The organism is Enterococcus sp. DIV1224 (assembly GCF_050555455.1).
Lineage (GTDB): Bacteria > Bacillota > Bacilli > Lactobacillales > Enterococcaceae > Enterococcus_B > Enterococcus_B lactis.
Window position 1 is genome coordinate 1,842,196 of sequence record NZ_CP187859.1, and the last position, 18,096, is coordinate 1,860,291.

The 18,096-nt window shown below is 38.2% G+C and carries 18 protein-coding genes and 1 tRNA gene; 3 read left to right on the forward strand and 16 right to left on the reverse strand.

Translation table 11 applies throughout. The annotated features are described in order from the left end of the window. Positions 1–8: 8 nt before the first annotated feature. The 12 genes from IGK53_RS08985 to map form a co-directional block, all read right to left on the reverse strand. The gene (locus IGK53_RS08985; protein WP_025478854.1) at positions 9–1,289 is read right to left on the reverse strand and encodes an EpaQ family protein; all 1,281 of its coding nucleotides are present in this window, start codon (positions 1,287–1,289) and stop codon (positions 9–11) included. 43 nt (positions 1,290–1,332) lie between these two features. Then, the gene (locus tag IGK53_RS08990) at positions 1,333–3,366 is read right to left on the reverse strand and encodes a DUF7657 domain-containing protein (protein WP_002329035.1); all 2,034 of its coding nucleotides are present in this window, start codon (positions 3,364–3,366) and stop codon (positions 1,333–1,335) included. A 34-nt stretch (positions 3,367–3,400) separates the two neighbouring features. After that, positions 3,401–4,252: a dTDP-4-dehydrorhamnose reductase gene (gene rfbD, locus IGK53_RS08995; protein ID WP_002315336.1), complete on the reverse strand. Its 852-nt coding sequence runs from the start codon at positions 4,250–4,252 to the stop codon at positions 3,401–3,403. A gap of 97 nt (positions 4,253–4,349) precedes the next feature. Next, positions 4,350–5,378: a dTDP-glucose 4,6-dehydratase gene (gene rfbB / locus IGK53_RS09000; protein ID WP_002292882.1), complete on the reverse strand. Its 1,029-nt coding sequence runs from the start codon at positions 5,376–5,378 to the stop codon at positions 4,350–4,352. A 21-nt stretch (positions 5,379–5,399) separates the two neighbouring features. Next, the gene (gene rfbC, locus IGK53_RS09005) at positions 5,400–5,972 is read right to left on the reverse strand and encodes a dTDP-4-dehydrorhamnose 3,5-epimerase (protein WP_002292883.1); all 573 of its coding nucleotides are present in this window, start codon (positions 5,970–5,972) and stop codon (positions 5,400–5,402) included. 13 nt (positions 5,973–5,985) lie between these two features. Further along, entirely contained in the window at positions 5,986–6,852 is an 867-nt protein-coding gene (rfbA, locus tag IGK53_RS09010; RefSeq protein WP_002292884.1) for a glucose-1-phosphate thymidylyltransferase RfbA, read from the reverse strand. Between the two features lie 99 nt (positions 6,853–6,951). Further along, positions 6,952–7,659: a glycosyltransferase family 2 protein gene (locus IGK53_RS09015; RefSeq protein WP_002292885.1), complete on the reverse strand. Its 708-nt coding sequence runs from the start codon at positions 7,657–7,659 to the stop codon at positions 6,952–6,954. Between the two features lie 4 nt (positions 7,660–7,663). Next, entirely contained in the window at positions 7,664–8,491 is an 828-nt protein-coding gene (locus IGK53_RS09020) for a glycosyltransferase (protein WP_002315338.1), read from the reverse strand. Next, positions 8,491–9,291, reverse strand: a complete 801-nt coding sequence (locus IGK53_RS09025; RefSeq protein ID WP_002315339.1) for a glycosyltransferase — start codon at positions 9,289–9,291, stop codon at positions 8,491–8,493. The genes IGK53_RS09020 and IGK53_RS09025 overlap by 1 nt, the downstream gene beginning before the upstream one ends. Next, entirely contained in the window at positions 9,284–10,423 is a 1,140-nt protein-coding gene (locus IGK53_RS09030) for an MraY family glycosyltransferase (protein WP_002329034.1), read from the reverse strand. The genes IGK53_RS09025 and IGK53_RS09030 overlap by 8 nt, the downstream gene beginning before the upstream one ends. A gap of 75 nt (positions 10,424–10,498) precedes the next feature. Further along, complete coding sequence (locus IGK53_RS09035) at positions 10,499–11,422, reverse strand: YihY/virulence factor BrkB family protein (RefSeq protein WP_002329033.1); 924 nt, start codon at positions 11,420–11,422, stop codon at positions 10,499–10,501. Positions 11,423–11,453: 31 nt separating this feature from the next. Next, positions 11,454–12,218, reverse strand: coding sequence for a type I methionyl aminopeptidase (gene map / locus IGK53_RS09040; RefSeq protein ID WP_002292891.1), 765 nt, complete (start codon positions 12,216–12,218; stop codon positions 11,454–11,456). A gap of 157 nt (positions 12,219–12,375) precedes the next feature. Here map and IGK53_RS09045 point away from each other — a divergent pair, with 157 nt between their 5' ends. Beyond that, positions 12,376–12,816, forward strand: coding sequence for a flavodoxin (locus IGK53_RS09045; RefSeq protein ID WP_002292892.1), 441 nt, complete (start codon positions 12,376–12,378; stop codon positions 12,814–12,816). A gap of 175 nt (positions 12,817–12,991) precedes the next feature. Here the strand turns inward: IGK53_RS09045 and IGK53_RS09050 are convergent, their stop codons facing one another. Continuing rightward, positions 12,992–13,561 (reverse strand): TetR/AcrR family transcriptional regulator, encoded by a 570-nt coding sequence (locus tag IGK53_RS09050; RefSeq protein ID WP_002315341.1) that lies wholly within the window; start codon positions 13,559–13,561, stop codon positions 12,992–12,994. Positions 13,562–13,816: 255 nt separating this feature from the next. Here IGK53_RS09050 and IGK53_RS09055 point away from each other — a divergent pair, with 255 nt between their 5' ends. After that, on the forward strand, positions 13,817–15,049 hold the full coding sequence (locus tag IGK53_RS09055; RefSeq protein WP_002329032.1) for an aminopeptidase: 1,233 nt from the start codon (positions 13,817–13,819) through the stop codon (positions 15,047–15,049). 145 nt (positions 15,050–15,194) lie between these two features. Here the strand turns inward: IGK53_RS09055 and IGK53_RS09060 are convergent, their stop codons facing one another. Both IGK53_RS09060 and IGK53_RS09065 read right to left on the reverse strand, forming a co-directional pair. Then, positions 15,195–15,749, reverse strand: a complete 555-nt coding sequence (locus tag IGK53_RS09060; protein ID WP_002329031.1) for a hypothetical protein — start codon at positions 15,747–15,749, stop codon at positions 15,195–15,197. Between the two features lie 621 nt (positions 15,750–16,370). After that, positions 16,371–16,444 (reverse strand) — tRNA-Arg (locus IGK53_RS09065). A gap of 153 nt (positions 16,445–16,597) precedes the next feature. Here IGK53_RS09065 and IGK53_RS09070 point away from each other — a divergent pair. Further along, positions 16,598–16,762, forward strand: coding sequence for a hypothetical protein (locus tag IGK53_RS09070; protein ID WP_002286676.1), 165 nt, complete (start codon positions 16,598–16,600; stop codon positions 16,760–16,762). A gap of 71 nt (positions 16,763–16,833) precedes the next feature. Here IGK53_RS09070 and IGK53_RS09075 read toward each other — a convergent pair whose 3' ends face one another. Then, complete coding sequence (locus tag IGK53_RS09075; RefSeq protein ID WP_002329030.1) at positions 16,834–18,015, reverse strand: GNAT family N-acetyltransferase; 1,182 nt, start codon at positions 18,013–18,015, stop codon at positions 16,834–16,836. Positions 18,016–18,096 lie beyond the last annotated feature (81 nt).

Here is an 18,096-nt window from a genome sequence, read left to right on the forward strand (position 1 = left end):
TGCGCCTATCAATGATAGCGTTGGATCCTGGAAGAATGAGCGCTATCTGGTTGTTCCTCATAACTTGGATCTCCAGCATTCATGTCGTCATATGGCTCTTCTATGTCATAGTATTCTTCCATAACTTTCGTTTCGTCATAGCGATGAACGGACATAGCCAATAGGATATAAATAATCGGAACCCATGGGTATGAAGTCAATGTATCTTCCATAAATGACTGCATCATCACCGCAAAAAAGGCCCAGATAAAAGTCATCTGCCCGTTGGACAAATCTGCTTTCAACGTTAAACGACCAATAAAAAGGATAAGCAGCAAAGCAGCAATTCCAAACCCTATTAACCCATAGATATTCAAAATAGAATTATAACTATTGTGGTTTCCTAAAAATTGGTTTCCTCGTTGGAAGATGAATGTTTTCATCCCTAGTAAAACTTGCTCAGATTTTTCTCCTAGCGTCTGATAGAATTTATGCCAAATATCTTCTCGACCGGTAAACAAATTGACTTTTTCGGAAACAGCGGCTAGATAAGAAATCGGCAAAGCCAAAAGAATCGTAGCCGTATAGGCAATAAACGGTGCACGAATGACACGCATCAATGATTTAGGTAAAAGATCCAATATCGCAAAAACAATCAATGCAACTAATGCGCCTCTTGATTGGCAGACCCAAATACCTAAAAAGGCTGCAACGACTGCTATCCCACCGATGATACGAACATACCACCGTTCAAAAGAACTGGCAAATCCGCTGATCAATAAAGCAAGAGTCATCAAAGAACTTCCGATTGTATTCGTATTGATCCAAATATCAGAAAGCGAATTTCCTGGAGCCCAGATGCTTTGTCCTTCTGGTACTTGGATCTCTGTAAATACACGATATAACGTGATTCCGAGGAAGACCGTAAAGACAAGCAGATAAATCCCGCGATCCCATTTTGTCCACTCAATCCATTTAATTACTAAACAAAATAAAATAATCAAAGGAAACAGTAAATCTCCAAATAAAGACTCATTTCTTAATTCCCGAAAGTAAGAAAAGAAAATGAAAAGTGCAAGCGCAACACCTAAATAAAGAAAATCGACGCCTTTTGCTTTATAAACATTTAAAATGAGCAAAATAGCCACACTAAAAGTGATAAGTAGCGAACTGTTGTTATATATAAACAAAGTGGCTGGGAAGCTTAATCCTGCTGTCCAAACAGAAAAGACCAGCGTCAGCAGCAAAAGCAAGAAACCAGCACTCATTTTGTTGACAAATTTTTGTACGATTGCTTGAATTATCTCCACTCTCCTTTCTAATAATACTTCAGGGTTATTCTCAGCTAGCCCATTACTGTAAGACTAGCTGATTTTCCTGAGTTTGTGTTTGTGGTACAACTGGATAATCGGGATATTCTACTTTAAAAATCATATAACCATCTTTATCCGGTCCATATAGTTGTGTGAATTGAGCTTCATATAACTGATTGTAATCAGTTAACGGTCGCTTACTGATTACATAGTTGATCCCTAACTTTTCTGCGTCTTCAAAATTCAACGTGACCGAGAACATATCTGGACGATCTAAAATGAACTTTGTATCTTCCTTAGCGATAAAAGCTCTTGTGTGAGCATACCGATTATAATACTTCTCATATTCTTCTTTTGGATCGATTTTCTTCCATGCAGCCATATCTGGATAAAAGCGGACTGTATTGAAAGATTTCACACCCAAAGTTGGGGTGAAATTATACAGTTCATCTTCAGTCAACCAGACTTTGCCAGGGTCTTGTTGATCGATTTTTCGGATTTCTTTTGCCAGTGTTTTTTCAAAAATCGCTCCAGTACCTTCTACGACTGGATTGACAAAGAAACCAGATGCGATGATCACGGCGGCAAAAGCAAGATAAAACAAGCGTCTCCAGCCAAATAATGCAAAAGCTAAAATCACTGTTCCCAACACAGCAACTGCGATGGTTTCGAAATCTGAAAAATAATTATCCATCTTCGAATGAGTAATTGCATAGAAATAAGACCATGCGTTTACTGCCAGTAAAATGAATTTATACCAAATAGGAATAACATCTTCTCTCCAAATATAAGCGATGAACCAAATTGATAATAGGCAAGCCGCAAAACTAAAAGTAAGGATGGCTCTTAAAGGAGGAACATAAGACAGCAGAGTAATTTCTGCTAGCCATTTTGGCAATCCAACGGTAATCCAAAAGATAGAAAACAGACAAAAAATCATCAAAATACGTCCCAATAACTTTTGTTCACTATCTTTTTTGCCAAATAACACAAATGGACTGGCTAGGAATACAGTTGGAAAGAAGTGATAGAACAAAGCCACTTCAGAGTTATTCGAATAGTTGATGTCTTCAAAAGGAATTTTCCAGTTTGTCAGGAAAGAAAAAAATTCGCCAATCGTCCACTTTCCACCGGTACTGACTCGTTTTCCTGGATATAAGGTATTCAAAGAAGCTAACAATGCGTCTTTTGACGTCAGCCAGAAATGAACCATGACTCCGCCAATAAATAAAACTGCCCCTCCAATCAACACTACATCCAACAGATCCCAAGAAATTTTCTTGCTGTAGTAAATAAGCAGGCCAACAAAATAAAAAATCAGCAAGTACGCCAGCATCACTTGATGGGCTGGGTAAATCACTAAAATAAACCCAATACCGAAAATAACCACCAAAAGCATCATCAACGTTCGCAGCCATTTTTTATCATGATTGTAGAAATAATGATAAAAAGCAGTCATCAATCCCAAAGTAAAGAAAATCAAATCGCCCACATGCTGCATGAACCACCACTGGACTGCGGGAGAAAATGTCAGCGCAAATGCGCCAATCAGCGATAATGCTTTTTTTCTCTTCGTTAATATCATCAGTACTTCGAATCCAAGCAAGACCATGACGACTAATTTCATCGCCCAATAAAAGGAAAGGCCTCGATCTCTTCCGAGAAAAAAGAATCCCCAGTTGAATGGTTTTCCGATAACCGTAATATCCTTTACAGGAGAATTATACGCAATGATCATGTTTTGTCCGTTCAATGAATAATCTTCGTTCACCAACGGAAAGTCCTCTTCAGCTTGTGAGAGGTAAAAAGGTGTCTGCACCAGCCATTCATCTGACCGCACTTCCCGATTCTGTCCAAAAATCACATCAGTTTTTTTCCCATCGTCTCTTTGCGACACATATTTATCCCAAACACCAAGTGAACTTCCGTTTAAATTAAAAGTAACAATGACCACGATGACTAAAACACCAATAAGGTATCGGAGTTTTAGAAACAGGTCAAGCACCAAATTCGAATCTGCCTGATTCGCTTTTGGTTTTTCTTTTCGTCGTGCACTTCTTGTTTGTTTTTCCATATCATGCTCCAAATTCTATTTGATAAAAAGGAAATTACTTATTCATTTTTTTGGCAGCTTCCAGCATTTGCGCAAGTGCTTCTTGCCAAGTTGGTATGGCAAATCCTAACGCTTCTGTCTTTTTCAGGCTCATGACTGAATACTGCGGACGTGTTGCTTTTTGTGGAAATTCTTCCGATGTAACAGGCGCTACTTCCACATCTGTATCTTTCAATATTTCTTTGGCAAATTCATACCAAGAACAGCTATTTTCGTTCGACAAATGATAAATACCGAATGGTGCTTTTTCTTCGATAACATATACCATAAATTCTGCCAAAGTACGTGTCCAAGTTGGTCGCCCGAACTGGTCATTTACTACAGTCAGTTTGTCGCGGGTTTCCGCTAGGCGTTGCATCGTGAAGACGAAATTGTGTCCATAAATCCCGAAAACCCAAGAAGTTCGTATGATATAATAGTCTTCTAAAATCTCTTCTACTGCTTTTTCACCTAATAATTTCGTACGACCATATTCATTTAGTGGATTCGTTTGGTCATCTACTTCGTACTCTACATTTTTGTTTTTTCCATCGAAGACATAGTCTGTGCTGATATAGACGAATTGAGCATTCACAGCTTTTGCTGCAAGCGCTACATTTCTTGTGCCATCGACATTGATTTTCTCATCTAATTCTTTTGCTTCTTCTTCTGCTTTATCTACTGCTGTGTAAGCTGCGCAATGGAAAATAACATCCGGTTTTAATTCTGTAATATAAGCCATTGTTTTCTCAGCATCTGTGATATCCAAGTCTTTTGCATCTGTTGAAACATATGGCAGATTTTTTTCATCTAATAAATGGCGCAATTCTGTACCTAATTGTCCATTTCCTCCAGTTAATAAAAACATATGGTTATCCGCTCCTTGATTTTTATTTTAAAAAAGAGGCAGGCGAGCGCCTGCCTCACATGTGTTTTTCCATTAATACAGTGAAATTTTCTCTGTATTATTGTCCATTTTTGGCATATGCTGCTTCAACGGCCTCTTTTTCTTTTTTCCACCAGTCTTCATGTTCTTCGTACCATTTGATCGTGTCAGCCAACCCATCACGGAAGTTCGTAAACTCAGGCTGCCAACCTAGCTCTTCTCGCAATTTTGTCGAATCGATTGCATAACGCAAATCGTGCCCTGCACGGTCGTTTACATGGTCGTATGCGTCTTTTGGTTGACCCATCATTTCTAAGATCAATTCCATCACAGTCTTATTATCTTCTTCGCCGTCCGCACCGATCAGATAGGTTTCGCCAATTCTGCCTTTTGTCAAAATCAACCACACTGCTGAAGAATGATCATTTGTATGGATCCAGTCACGAACATTTTTCCCTTCACCATATAATTTTGGACGAATACCGCTTAAAATATTCGTTACTTGGCGAGGTATAAATTTTTCAATATGCTGGTAAGGACCATAGTTGTTTGAACAATTTGAAATAGTTGCACGTAAGCCAAAAGAGCGTACCCACGCTTTTACTAACAGATCTGAACCAGCTTTTGTAGAAGAATATGGGCTTGAAGGATTATATGGTGTTTCGGCAGTGAATTTTTCTCCTTCGCCTTCTCCATGTCCCGGTAGGTCTTCACGTAATGGAAGATCGCCGTAAACCTCGTCAGTAGATACGTGATGATAGCGTACATCATACTTGCGGCAAGCTTCTAAAAGTGTATACGTACCAATGATATTCGTTTGTACAAATGGGAAAGGATCTTTTAATGAATTATCGTTATGGGATTCTGCCGCGTAATGAACAACTGCGTCCGCTTCTTTTACTAGGCGGTCCACTAATTCTGCATCTGCAACATCTCCTACGACCAATTCTACGCGATCGCTAGGAAGTCCAGCCAAGTTCTCTTTGTTTCCTGCATAAGTCAGTTTATCCAAAACAGTGACATGCACTTCTGGATGATTGTTTACCACGTAATGAACGAAATTAGAGCCGATGAATCCGGCACCTCCGGTAACAATGATGTTTTTCATAAGAAAATTTCTCCTTAATTCTTAGATTTCTCCGTAAACAAATGGATTTTCTGCTTCAAATTCTTTCAATGTCGGATGACGGTGATCTTTTTCCGACATAATCGCTCTTGATGGATCAATTGGCCAATCAATCGCTAAATCTGGATCATCAAATGCGATGCCTCCATCTGCTTCTGCATTATAGTAATTATCACACTTGTAAAGGAAGTTCACGTTTGGTGTCAAAGTAACGAATCCATGTGCATATCCTTTAGGTACAAGCAACTGACGATGATTATGTTCAGATAAGATAAATCCGTCCCATTGACCATAAGTCGGGCTGCCTTTGCGGATGTCCACTACTACGTCTAAAACTGCTCCAGTAACCACACGAATCAATTTTGTCTGTGCAGCTTCTCCTTTTTGGAAATGAAGCCCGCGAAGAACACCAGCTTCAGCAGATAACGAATGATTGTCTTGAACAAAGTCATAATCTAATCCATGTTCTGCAAATTTTGCTTTTGAATAGCTTTCTGTAAAAAAACCGCGATGGTCGCCAAAGACATCCATTTCCACGATTTTTACATCTGTTAATTTTGTATCTGTTACTTTCATCTGTAGGAACTCCTTATTCAGCGGCCAAATTCAATAAATATTGACCGTATTGATTTTTTTTCAAAGGCTGTGCAAGGGCTAGCAGTTGTTCTTTATCAATGTAGCCCATACGGTAAGCAATTTCTTCCAAACAAGCCACTTTTAAATTCTGACGTTTTTCAATCGTTTCGATAAAGGTAGATGCTTCAAGCAATGATTCATGTGTTCCTGTATCAAGCCAAGCAAATCCGCGTCCCATAAGTTCTACAGATAATTTTCCTTTATCCAAATATGCTTTATTGACATCTGTGATTTCTAGTTCTCCACGTTCTGACGGTTTGATTCCTTTAGCAATAGAAATCACCTCATTGTCATAAAAATAAAGGCCAGTTACTGCGTAATTTGATTTTGGCTGAGCAGGCTTTTCTTCAATCGACAAAGCTTGCATATTCTCATCAAATTCTACTACACCAAAGCGTTCTGGATCATTGACATGATAGCCAAATACTGTCGCGCCTGCATCTTTTGAAGCTGCTCGTTGCAACATTTTAGACAGACCGCCACCATAGTAAATATTGTCCCCTAATACCAAGCAGACACTATCATCTCCAATAAATTCTTCTCCAATGATAAACGCTTGTGCCAATCCATCTGGACTTTCTTGTACTGCATATTCGATCTGCAGTCCTAAATCATTTCCGTTTCCAAATAATTCCTTGAAACGTGGTGTATCTTGTGGCGTTGAAATAATCAGAATTTCTTTGATTCCCGCCAACATCAGAGTAGACATTGGATAATAAATCATTGGTTTGTCATAAATCGGCATCAATTGTTTCGATGTTGCCTTTGTTAAAGGGTACAGACGTGTTCCGCTGCCCCCAGCAAGAATGATTCCCTTCATGGATATATGCTCTCCTTTTTGATTTCAAATTTCACTTTGCTATTATCTCATCAATCGTTATATTTGTCATGGAAATATTAAGGATTTAAACATCTTTTATCAACGTTTAAACCATTTTCGTTTGATCAACGCCGTAATCAGATGAACACGCCAGGAAATTTTTTGGCGTAATTTAGAATGCGTTTCAATCTCACTCGCATTTAAATCATGTCTTCGATACAGTGTCAAAGGTTCTCTCAGAAACCCAGTCTTCCTTCCTCCCAACAAACCGATCCACATGTCATGCATAGGCACTTCTGACGGAATCGGCAAAATATCGGATTTCAACGAAGAGCGAAAAGCCATACCTGCACCAATATAATGACTTCGTATCACATTATTGACCCATCCTTCTTTGGAATTTCGGAATGAAAAATAGGAAGCATGGATCTCTTGCAGCTTACTGTTCACAATGATCAAATCTGAAACGACTACTAATTGATCCGGATGCTGTTCAAAATAGTCAGTGATTTTTTTCACTTTTGTCTCTAACCAAACATCATCTTGATCTGCCAAAAAGATTAGCTCTCCTTTCGTCTGCTGGATCGCATAGCCAAAATTAGCGATCAACCCTTGACGAGGTCCTGAAAAAAGCTTTATCCGTCTATCTTTTTCTGCGTATTCAGTCAATATATCCCATGTATCATCTACTGACCCATCATCAGAAATGATCACTTCATCTTCTGCTGAAAGCTGAGATAAAATACTATCCAACTGCTCTCTTAAATATCTGCCCCCATTAAAGGTAGCTATACAAACCGAACGCACGAATTCACACCTTCCAATTCTTAACATATGAGCGCAAAGTCATCCGCCAGATATGCCGGTTTTTGACGGTCAAAAACTGTTTAACTGTTCTTAACAATAATTGTTGTCGGTGACTGGATAAATGTCTTTGATCATATTCATGATAAAATCGATTTTCTGCTTGTAAAATAGAACGGTATCTATTGCTTGAAACTTTTTCATAGTCTAATACCGAAAGATCATGTTCCAGTCGTACTGGTAGTATCTCCACCGTTTTTTCCAACTGATTCACTTTCCAAAACAGCCAATGGTCCAAAAAATCTAAAGAAAAAGCAGGATTAAACCCGCCAATCTTTTTTAGAAATTTGACAGACCATGCCACACCTGAATTGATTGCCATGATTCTTTCAGCTGTCGTACCGTCTACTTCTACTGCATGTGCTGTACGATTGATATAATGATTCGAATAGACGGGAGAAACTTGCCGTCCCCCAGAAAAAATCATCGGAACTGCAGCAACACATTCATCTGTAAAAGCTACTTTACGCAAGATTTCAAAATAGTCGTCGACTAGCCTCGTATCCTGATCCAATGTAACGATACAACGTGTTCTTTCATTTGCTTGAGACAACGCATAATTATAAGCCGCCGCTAATCCAGGGTTTTGCGGATCATGATAGTAAATGGTGTTTTCTTTTTCAAACAGCTCATTTTGCTGTCTTTGAGGACTATTATCGTAAATAATAAGCTGAATATGCTTTTCGCTAAGTGCTTTGCTTAATGGTCCATAAGTTGGAGATTGGCTGAATAGTTGCTGATAGAGCACGACTACTACTACTATTTCTGGTTTCATCAGAAAAAACGCCACCCCCACTTATTGAAAAATTTCATCATAGAAGTCAAAAACACACGAAAAAGTTTTGCATTTCGATGTGCACCCTTTCCATAAAAATGGACGACTGCATAAAAGGGTGTGTACAATAATTTGTAACCTGCTTTTTCAAAACTCAAACACAAGTCATTATCTTCAAAGTACATGAAGAAACGCTCATCAAATCCCCTTATCTCTTTAAATTTATCAATATCAGCTACCATAAAACTGCCCGAGATCATTCGCACATAACTATCAACATCAGTGGGCAAGCCACGGCATTCAAAGACAGCCAGCCGTTTATCAAACCTTTTTTTGACCCATTTGAAAGGCACAAAGCGCAAAACATAATCAAAAACAGCCAGCCGCTCACGGATGAGGTGCTGAGTGGTCCCATCTTCATTAAGAATCTTAGGTGCTAACATCGCGCATTCGGGATGTTCTTTCAGTAACAACACCAATGCTGTAACTGTTTCTTCATCCACTAAAATATCTGGATTACAAATAATGCCATAGTGGCAATCGCTGTTCAGCAGATTGTGATTATGTCCATAACCAAATCCGGAATTTTCATCATGAAAATAGATTTCGATATACGGATATGTCACATATTCTTTTAGTCTGCTTTTATATTCCGGAAGGGAGTTGTTGTCAAAAATCCGAATTTTTATCGCTGTTTCATCTTTTACAGTTGAAATAAAATTATCTAGTGTCCGAAAAATCTTATCACTGTTCGCCGTTACAATACTAATAAGAATTGGCTGGTTTAATTTGTTATTCATCTATATGACGGTTCCATTTCTTCAAATATTTCTGTTTTACTTGCGTACGATACTCTTTATTCCCTAAAAATCGCAATGTTTTTAAAATGAACTGATGTTTCTCGTTAATCAGACCAATCAATTCAAATAATAAAATTGCAGCAAATAGCATAGCAATAATCAATACAATCGTTCCGATTCTTCCAGTATAATTCATGACCATAGCTGTGAAAGAAAACATCAAAGCCATCGCATAAATCGTCAGGACGGCACCTTTATGAGTAAATCCTAAACTGATTAGTCGGTGATGAAGATGTTTTTTATCTGCTGTAGAAAAAGAAACACGGTTTGCTTTTCTTCTAATGATAGCAAAAAACGTATCTGTTACCGGAACGCCCATGACGATCAGTAGAGAAATTGACGAAACAAAAGTTACGTTCTTCAGCCCTTGTAGTGAAAGGACGGCCATCATGAACCCTAAGAATAACGCTCCTGTATCGCCTAAATAAATCTTTGCCGGATAAAAATTGTACGGGAAAAATCCGATAATGCTTGCTACAAGACAGAAAATAACGACCGGGATGTACACTGTGGAAGCATGAAGGAAAAAATACCCAATGATTCCTATCGTGATTAAACCAATCAATGAAATCCCTGCCGCTAGCCCATCTAAACCGTCAATCAGATTGATTGCGTTCGTGATACCGAAGATCCAAAAAATCGTTACAGGGAAACTAAGCCATCCTAATTGGATATAGCCAATAAAAGGAAGCGTAAAGGAATCAATACGTATATCTGCTACAAAATAAATAATAAGAGAGGCAAGCAAGATCCCTACACTCTTTTGTTTAGGCGTCAGCTCAAATTTGTCATCGAGTACTCCTGTAACGATGATCACCAAAGAAGCGAGCAAGATGGGCACAATATACGATTGTGGAATGATTTTACGGAATAAGAATAAAGTCGATATAACAAATGAAATAAAAATGGGCAGTCCGCCTGCGGAAGGCATTGGAACTTTGTTTATCCTTCTTTCATTTGGTTTGTCGACCATACCCGTTTGTACTGAAATGATTTTAAATACAGGTGTTAATATCAGTGATAATAAAATTGTCAGAAAAAATCTTATAACCATACTAAAAGAAACAAGCATATGGGCACCTACTTTAATTAAGAGTCACAATTATTATAAATTACTGATATAAATTTACAATAAGAACTCTTGTTTCTACTTTTTTTTATGAGAAAATTTAGCTTTCAATTTATTGAACCATTTTCGGCTTGGATCTCGACGTTTTTTGATTTGATGTCCCGTCACGTATTCTTGAACAACTGCATTGATGATTCCGCCCAAAATGATGATCGTAGCAGCAAAATTAAGCCAAAGCATGAGGACAATAAAACTTCCTATGATCTGATAACCGCTGATCCTCGTTGCAAAATATCTGGCATAGATACTAAACACTTGTGATAACAGCATCCAGCCGACAGTAGCGAAGATCGTACCTGGAATAATCGTCTTCAACTTCAATTGAGCATTAGGGACAATTAAATAAATCAAGAACATGATGACAAATAAAGCCACCAATGTGATTGGCCATTTCAACGTTTGGAACTGATCAATAAAGTTCACAGGTATTTGTACAATCGGTTGAATCGCATCTAAAATCAGCTGTCCTAAACCAAGAACGATAGTTACTCCACTAATGGCAATCATGAACAAGACGATTACGATCAGCGAGAAGAAGCGAACGATCAAAAAATTTTTTCTATTTTCTACGCCATACGCTTTATTCATCGCAATTTGTAAAGCGTTGATACTTTGACTGGCAGACCACAAGGCCGCCAAAGCAGAAACGGATAACAAACCGCCTGAACTTTGTGTCAAAAGGTCCTTGATTGCAGGACCAATAAACTGGTAAACGGTCTCAGGAATCACTTCTCGTAAATAGGTCAGTACAGTCTCTTGATCGATGTGGAGAAACGGCAAAATATTACCAAAAGCAATAATCAATGGAAATAAAGACAAGAGTAAATAATAAGCAACGACAACCGAGGTCGTACTCATTTCTGAATCAGTAATGCGCTTTTGAGTCATCTCGATAAAGCGCATCAGATTTTCATTTTGTTTTATTTTGTTCCAAACTTTCATGTACCTCTCCCGTACCTATTGATTGGCTGGATCAATAGGTACCTTCTTCTCCTTGTGATGTCAAGATTCTAGGGCCATCTTTAGTAATAGCCAATGTATGTTCATATTGGCAAGATAGTCCGCCGTCTCTTGTATAAGCAGTCCAGCCATTAGGATCCATTTTCATTTTCCAAGTTCCGGTATTGACCATAGGCTCGATCGTGATGACCATACCTTCTTTCAATCGCAAACCTTTTCCAGCTTCTCCGTAATGAGGAACGGCTGGTTCTTCATGGATCGTAGGACCAACGCCATGACCAATAAAATCACGGACGATTGCTAGATTTTCACCTTCTACATACGTTTGGATCGCATGACCGATGTCGCCGATTCGATTTCCTACTTGTGCTTGCTCAATACCGATGTACAATGCTTTCTTCGTTACTTCCATCAATCGGTCGATCTCAGGTGTAGATTCTCCCACTACATAAGCCCAACAAGAATCGGAAATGCCGCCTTTCAAATCGATACACATATCGACTTTTACCAAATCGCCGCTTTTCAAAGGTTTTTTCCGAGGAAATCCATGACAAATTTCGTCATTGATACTGATACAAGTCGCATATTCATACCCTTCGAAGCCAATTTGCGCAGCGATTCCTCCATGACTCTCGATATAGTTTCTGACAAATACCTCAATATCCCAACTTGTTATGCCTGGTTTGATAAAATCACGCAGATTTTTATGTACATCTGCCAATAAAGCGCCAGATTCTGCCATCATTTCAATTTCACGTGCTGATTTTAAAGTAATCATATTTTCGTCTCCTTTTTACAAATCTCTCTCATTTTAACATAGCGGCATACATTTAGCCAAATGACATTTCCCATGTGTCTCTAGGTTTTATTTTCTTTTCAACGATGTTTTGGTATAATTCATAATTGTTAAATAATTTTAAACAAGGAGGCACATCATGGCTTTAGCAAAAATCGTATATGCTAGCATGACAGGAAATACTGAAGAAATCGCCGATATTGTTGCAGAAGCATTTGAAAATATGGATATCGAAGTCGAAATCAACGAATGTACCCAAGTAGATGCAGATGAATTCGAGGAGGCAGATATTTGCGTCGTAGCTACTTATACATACGATGATGGCGATCTTCCTGATGAGATTGTAGATTTTTATGAAGACTTGCAAGAGTTGGATCTATCAGGAAAAATCTACGGCGTCTGCGGATCTGGTGATACTTTTTACGATGAATTCTGTAAATCAGTGGATGACTTCGATGCTGCTTTTGGAAAAACAGGTGCATCAAAAGGCGCAGAAAATGTAAAAGTAGACTTAAATGCTGAGGAAGAAGATATCGAGAATCTAGAAGCTTTCGCTAAAGAATTAGTCGCAAAACTTTAATATGCTTGAGATATAAAAGAGCCGTCCAGATTGAATCAATCTAGACGGCTCTTTTATTGTATTTATGGAAGAGTTCTTCGGGAGTTAAAAATGTATACGCTGTAAGAAAAACGAAATTTTCCTTATGTTGACACATCTCTTGTTATCTACTGATTTGTGAAACTCTTGAGTATATTCAATCGATTTCGATTGGTTCTTTGAGATTCAAGATTGCATCAATGCTGTCTTGAATCATTTTTTCAATCTGCTCATCAGTTGGATGGATAATGCTTGAAGACATCAAAGCTGCAATCCCGGTAGCTATGATCCATGTACCGTTATGCAAGGATTCGATCTGCTCTTCTGAAAGATCCGCATAGGTTGGGTCCCGTTTCACTGTATTCACAAAGTAAGTATAAGAGAAATTTTGCATCTCTTTTCCTCCACCATATTCTTCTAAGTACAGTGAACGATACAACTTCTTCTCTCTTCTTGCAAAATGGATATAATTAAAAGCAAGATCGATAATCGTATTCCCTGTATGCTCAACTGGAAACACTTCATATTGCAAATAATCATAGATTTGTTCAAAAAGTGCTTGTCTCAAATCATCCATATTCTTGAACTCAAGATAGATCGGCTGCGTGGAACAATTCATTTTGTTCGCGATGTTTCTCGCAGTAAATCGTGTAAATCCCTCGGTGGCAGCTACTTCATAAGCAGCTGCCAAAATCTGTTCTTTAGTAATCGTCTTTTTTCTTGCCATATTTTTTTAATCTCCTCAATTTTTTTATAACGCTTCCACCATTGATTAATTTTATTGTAACATGTTTTTTTTGATATGCAAAATTAGTTTTCGATTTTCTTCACAAGCTAAAATAGCAAGTCGTGTCATAGAATGTGAAACGCAACCATAAAAAAATAACCTCCTTTTTTTATTTAAAGCTACATTGTTTGAATCATGATTAAATGGTATCATGCTAATAGTTACCAGAAAAAATGGTGAGGAGGAATTTTTATTATGTTATCCGATTTTAATGAACTTCTAAAAAAATATGCACGCTTAATTGCAGAAACTGGCGTGGCCACAGAAAAAGGTCACACAGTCGTTTTACAGATCAGTGTGGACCAAGCACCCCTTGCTCGCTTGATCACACAAGAAGCTTACAAATTAGGAGCTGCTGAAGTCATCGTTCAATGGACGGATGATCAGATTCAAAGAGAATTTCTTTTACATGCAGCAACAGATCGTATTGAGAATGTGCCACAATCTAAAATCGATCAAGCGGATGAATGGCTTGAAAAAGGAGCAAGCAGGATCAGTGTCGTTTCTGCCGACCCTGATGCGTTTGCCGGTGTAGACAGCCAACGAGTAGCATCTTATCAAGCAGCTGCCGGTAAAGCACTAATGAATTTGCGCAAGGCAACTCAGGCAAATAAAGTCAGTTGGACTGTTGTAGCTGCTGCTGGTAAACAATGGGCAGCAAAAGTTTTTCCAGATCTGCCAGAAGAAGAACAAGTTGATGCATTATGGGATCAAATTTTCAAAACAACTCGTGTCTACGAAGAAGACCCTGTTTTAGCATGGAAAAAACACGATGAGAAATTAGCAAAAAAAGCAGAAGAATTGAATCAAGAACAATTTTCTGCCCTGCACTACACTGCTCCTGGTACGGATATCATCATTGGATTGCCTAAAAACCATCTTTGGGAAGGTGCTGGAAGCTACAATGCTCGAGGAAAAAAATTCATGGCAAATATGCCAACAGAAGAAGTGTTCACCGCACCTGACAGTCATCGAGTAGATGGGTATATTTCAAGCACAAAACCGCTAAGTTATGCTGGTACGATCATCTCTGGTATGAAATTTACTTTCAAAGATGGAAAAGTAGTTGACTTTTCTGCCGAACAAGGCGAAGATGTCTTAGCAAAATTGCTTGATACCGATGAAGGTGCGCGTCGTCTAGGAGAAGTGGCACTTGTTCCCGACCCTTCCCCTATTTCTCAATCTGGTATCATTTTCTTCAATACATTATTTGATGAAAACGCATCGAACCATTTAGCCTTAGGGTCTGCTTATGCCTTCAGTGTGAAAGGCGGTACAGAAATGTCCGACGAGGAATTAGCAGAAGCTGGTTTGAATAGAAGTCAAACCCACGTAGATTTCATGGTAGGATCTGACAAGATGGATATCGATGGAATCCGCGAAGACGGTTCTACAGTACCGATTTTCCGTAATGGAGATTGGGCTTGAGCAAAATCTTGTTAGCACAAATAAAATAAAAAAAACATATAAAAAAGAGAGTGGGACAATAGTCAGAAAAAAATCTGATTATTGCCCCACTCTCTAGATATAAGTCAAAAAGATTGAATGTATTAGTGTACTTCCATTTTATCTTTTAAACTTCTCCTTCAACTTGCACAATGAATCTTTGCTCACGATTCCAATCAAATGCAGTAGAAAACACCCCCAGATCAGTATGACCTCCTCTGCTCCAATTCAAATAGGTCCCGCTTGACATATTTTCTATAAAAAATATATTTCCCAACGAGTTCTGTCCGGCTGAATGTAACTTCCACAGAGTCCCTACATTCTCTCTGTTACTCGAGAAGTCCACAAAGCCTCCTCCCCTGCTATCCCTCCAAATATAATTCGGACTAGAATTCATACCTCCCGGAATCTGCTCCCGGATATAATAACCACCGGCATTTGCATTGTACTCCATTACCCAACGTTGGGTTGAGTCAGATTGATTATAATTTTCCATTCCAATTTCAAAATATAGAATAGGATTATAAGGTATGCGTGACACAGTAAGCGTTGTGTCACTAGCAGCTCGAAGCGAAACAACTTTATTATTATATGCACTGGCATCCACCGTCCCACTCCCTAAAAACCCACTACTTAAAGATGTCAAGACGATTGTGCTAAGTATCAATTTTGCTTTTTTCATTTTCTACTTCCTCCTTTTTTATCAAAGATTGAGAAAACCTTTGATTTCTCTTTTAAATGTTTTTTATATTTTTTATTAAGTGCTAAATAAGAAGATTCTTTATGTACGTATTCAAACTAACTAGGTATTTCAAATCGAACAAAAAACTTCTGACTTTCCAATTATTCTAGCTGTGAAGTGCTGTTTGTATCAACTATACTTAGTACTATCCCACTTTCGTGATTCTCTATGTAGTGCGCCTGTACATTATGTGTCCAGATTAGCATAAGAAGTCAAACATACTTATGCCCACTAGAAAGGCTCTAGCTTCATAGCATTGGAAAAGCTACGCGCCTACCAGTAAAACCACTTTGTTCTATTACCCTTACATCTGCGAAAGCCCTAAGTAAAATAATCAATGTAGCGCTAAGAATCCATTTTTTTAATTTTTCTCCCTCTTTCATTTTTATTTTTATTTTTTACTTTCCGTTTTAATGAAAATGTTTTTTTATCACCTTCCTTCAATAAAAATTATACCCTTATATCAATAAAAAATGAAGTTTTTTTAATTATAAAATATTTAATTTTCGTTGTTTTAAAATAAAAAAACCTGTATCACAAAGGATACAGGGGTTATTTGTACGTTCCTGACTGGAATTGAACCAGCGACCTATCGCTTAGGAGGCGATTGCTCTATCCTACTGAGCTACAGGAACAATTTCAATAAATCAATTGTAGCTTGTTTGTTTTTTACTTGCAAGCTTATCTGCTAAAAAAATCAGCTTGTAAGTTAGGCAAATCGTTTCCACTAGCTCTTAACAGATGATAAACTAGGAGTAGAATGAAATAATACAGGGAGGTTCTTTCCAATGAATGATAAGCCAAAAGAAAAAGTATATGCCGAACGCTTAGATTCATCTAAAAAAAATCGGGAAAAGATTACGAAAGAAGCAATCCAAGACCACAAAAAAGAAAACCCTAAAACAAAAGAAAACAAAAAATTCAAATTTACGAAAAAAGAGGATTTACTTTAACATTTTCCTTCAAATGCCAAACGAAAAAACAAAAGGGTGGTGACAAAAATATTGTCATCACCCTTTTTTTATCAAAAATAGTCATTAAGGATTGGCTGTTGCTGTGGCAAGATCGAGCTTAACGTTTCTTCATATTCTTTTGCCACCTGTATCCTCTCTTGGAATACCAGCTCTTCAACTTTACGATATCCTAATAATAGCTGTGTGATATGTTGGATACTTCCGCGAACGATCGGTAATGCTGTTTGTTCTACTTTTGAGAGATGGTTTTTTCCATTTTTGATCGTTACTTCCACGATTCCTTCATTCCATTTTGCATACTGATCTTCTTCTATCTGAAGGGCAAAGGCAGCTTGTTTCTTTCTAAATGGATATTTTTCCAAAAACAAAGAAATATCTACGATCCTCGCCATCATATAAGGTGTGATCGTTACAGAAGCAAATGGATTTGCTAATAGATAATTTTGATCATTGCCACCGTAGCCACATGAATATTCAAATGTTTCAAAAGCACCGTTATGGGAACTTACAAAGCGGACAAGGCTGCAAAAGGCATCATGATTCAAAAATCCCCATTCCACAATAATAAAGGAAGACGCTGCAAGCTGGTAAACGACATAGCCCGTTGCTTCCCCAGTCTCATCAAAATACAAAGCAAACTGGTAATTACCTTTTTGCTTGAATTTATACGTATACCACCAGTCTTCGCGCTTCAGACCAGCTCGTTGGTTTTCAGGCATCTGTTCATAAATTCGTTTGATTGCAGCTTTTGCATCTTCGAAATTCATACGCTTCATCTTGCCAGATTTTTTTTTGGTAAACGGCACGTCACGACTGTTTAGTTGATAACTGATTTTATCAAACGATTGTTCATAGCCATAGCGCCGATAGAAGGGATAGGAGAATGGCGCCAGATAAGATAAGCTTACTTTACGATCACGGCAATCTTCAAGGATCTTTTCCATGATCTGATTGATTCCGCCTTGTCCCCTTGCTTCAGGATAAGAAGCAACATAGCCAATACCGGCCATTAAATACTCTTGTCCGTAAAAATTCACTGGAAAAGGAGTCGCCATGACTTGACTTGTTAGCCGATCCTCCTCATCAAAAAAACCGTAATTCCAGGAATTCTCCGCAAGTGTACGAAAACGTTCTCTCCTTTCAGGTGTATCTGCCCCATTAAATGCATATGTGGCTAAAGCAAACATTTCCTCAATCGAAGATCCCCCTAGCTCTCTTACTTGTTTTGTCATTTTGCTGCCCCTTCCTACAAAAAAGCTAGTGAGGAATCTCAGGAAAGACCTCGCTTCCTCTGAAAAATCTCTTCTAGCTTA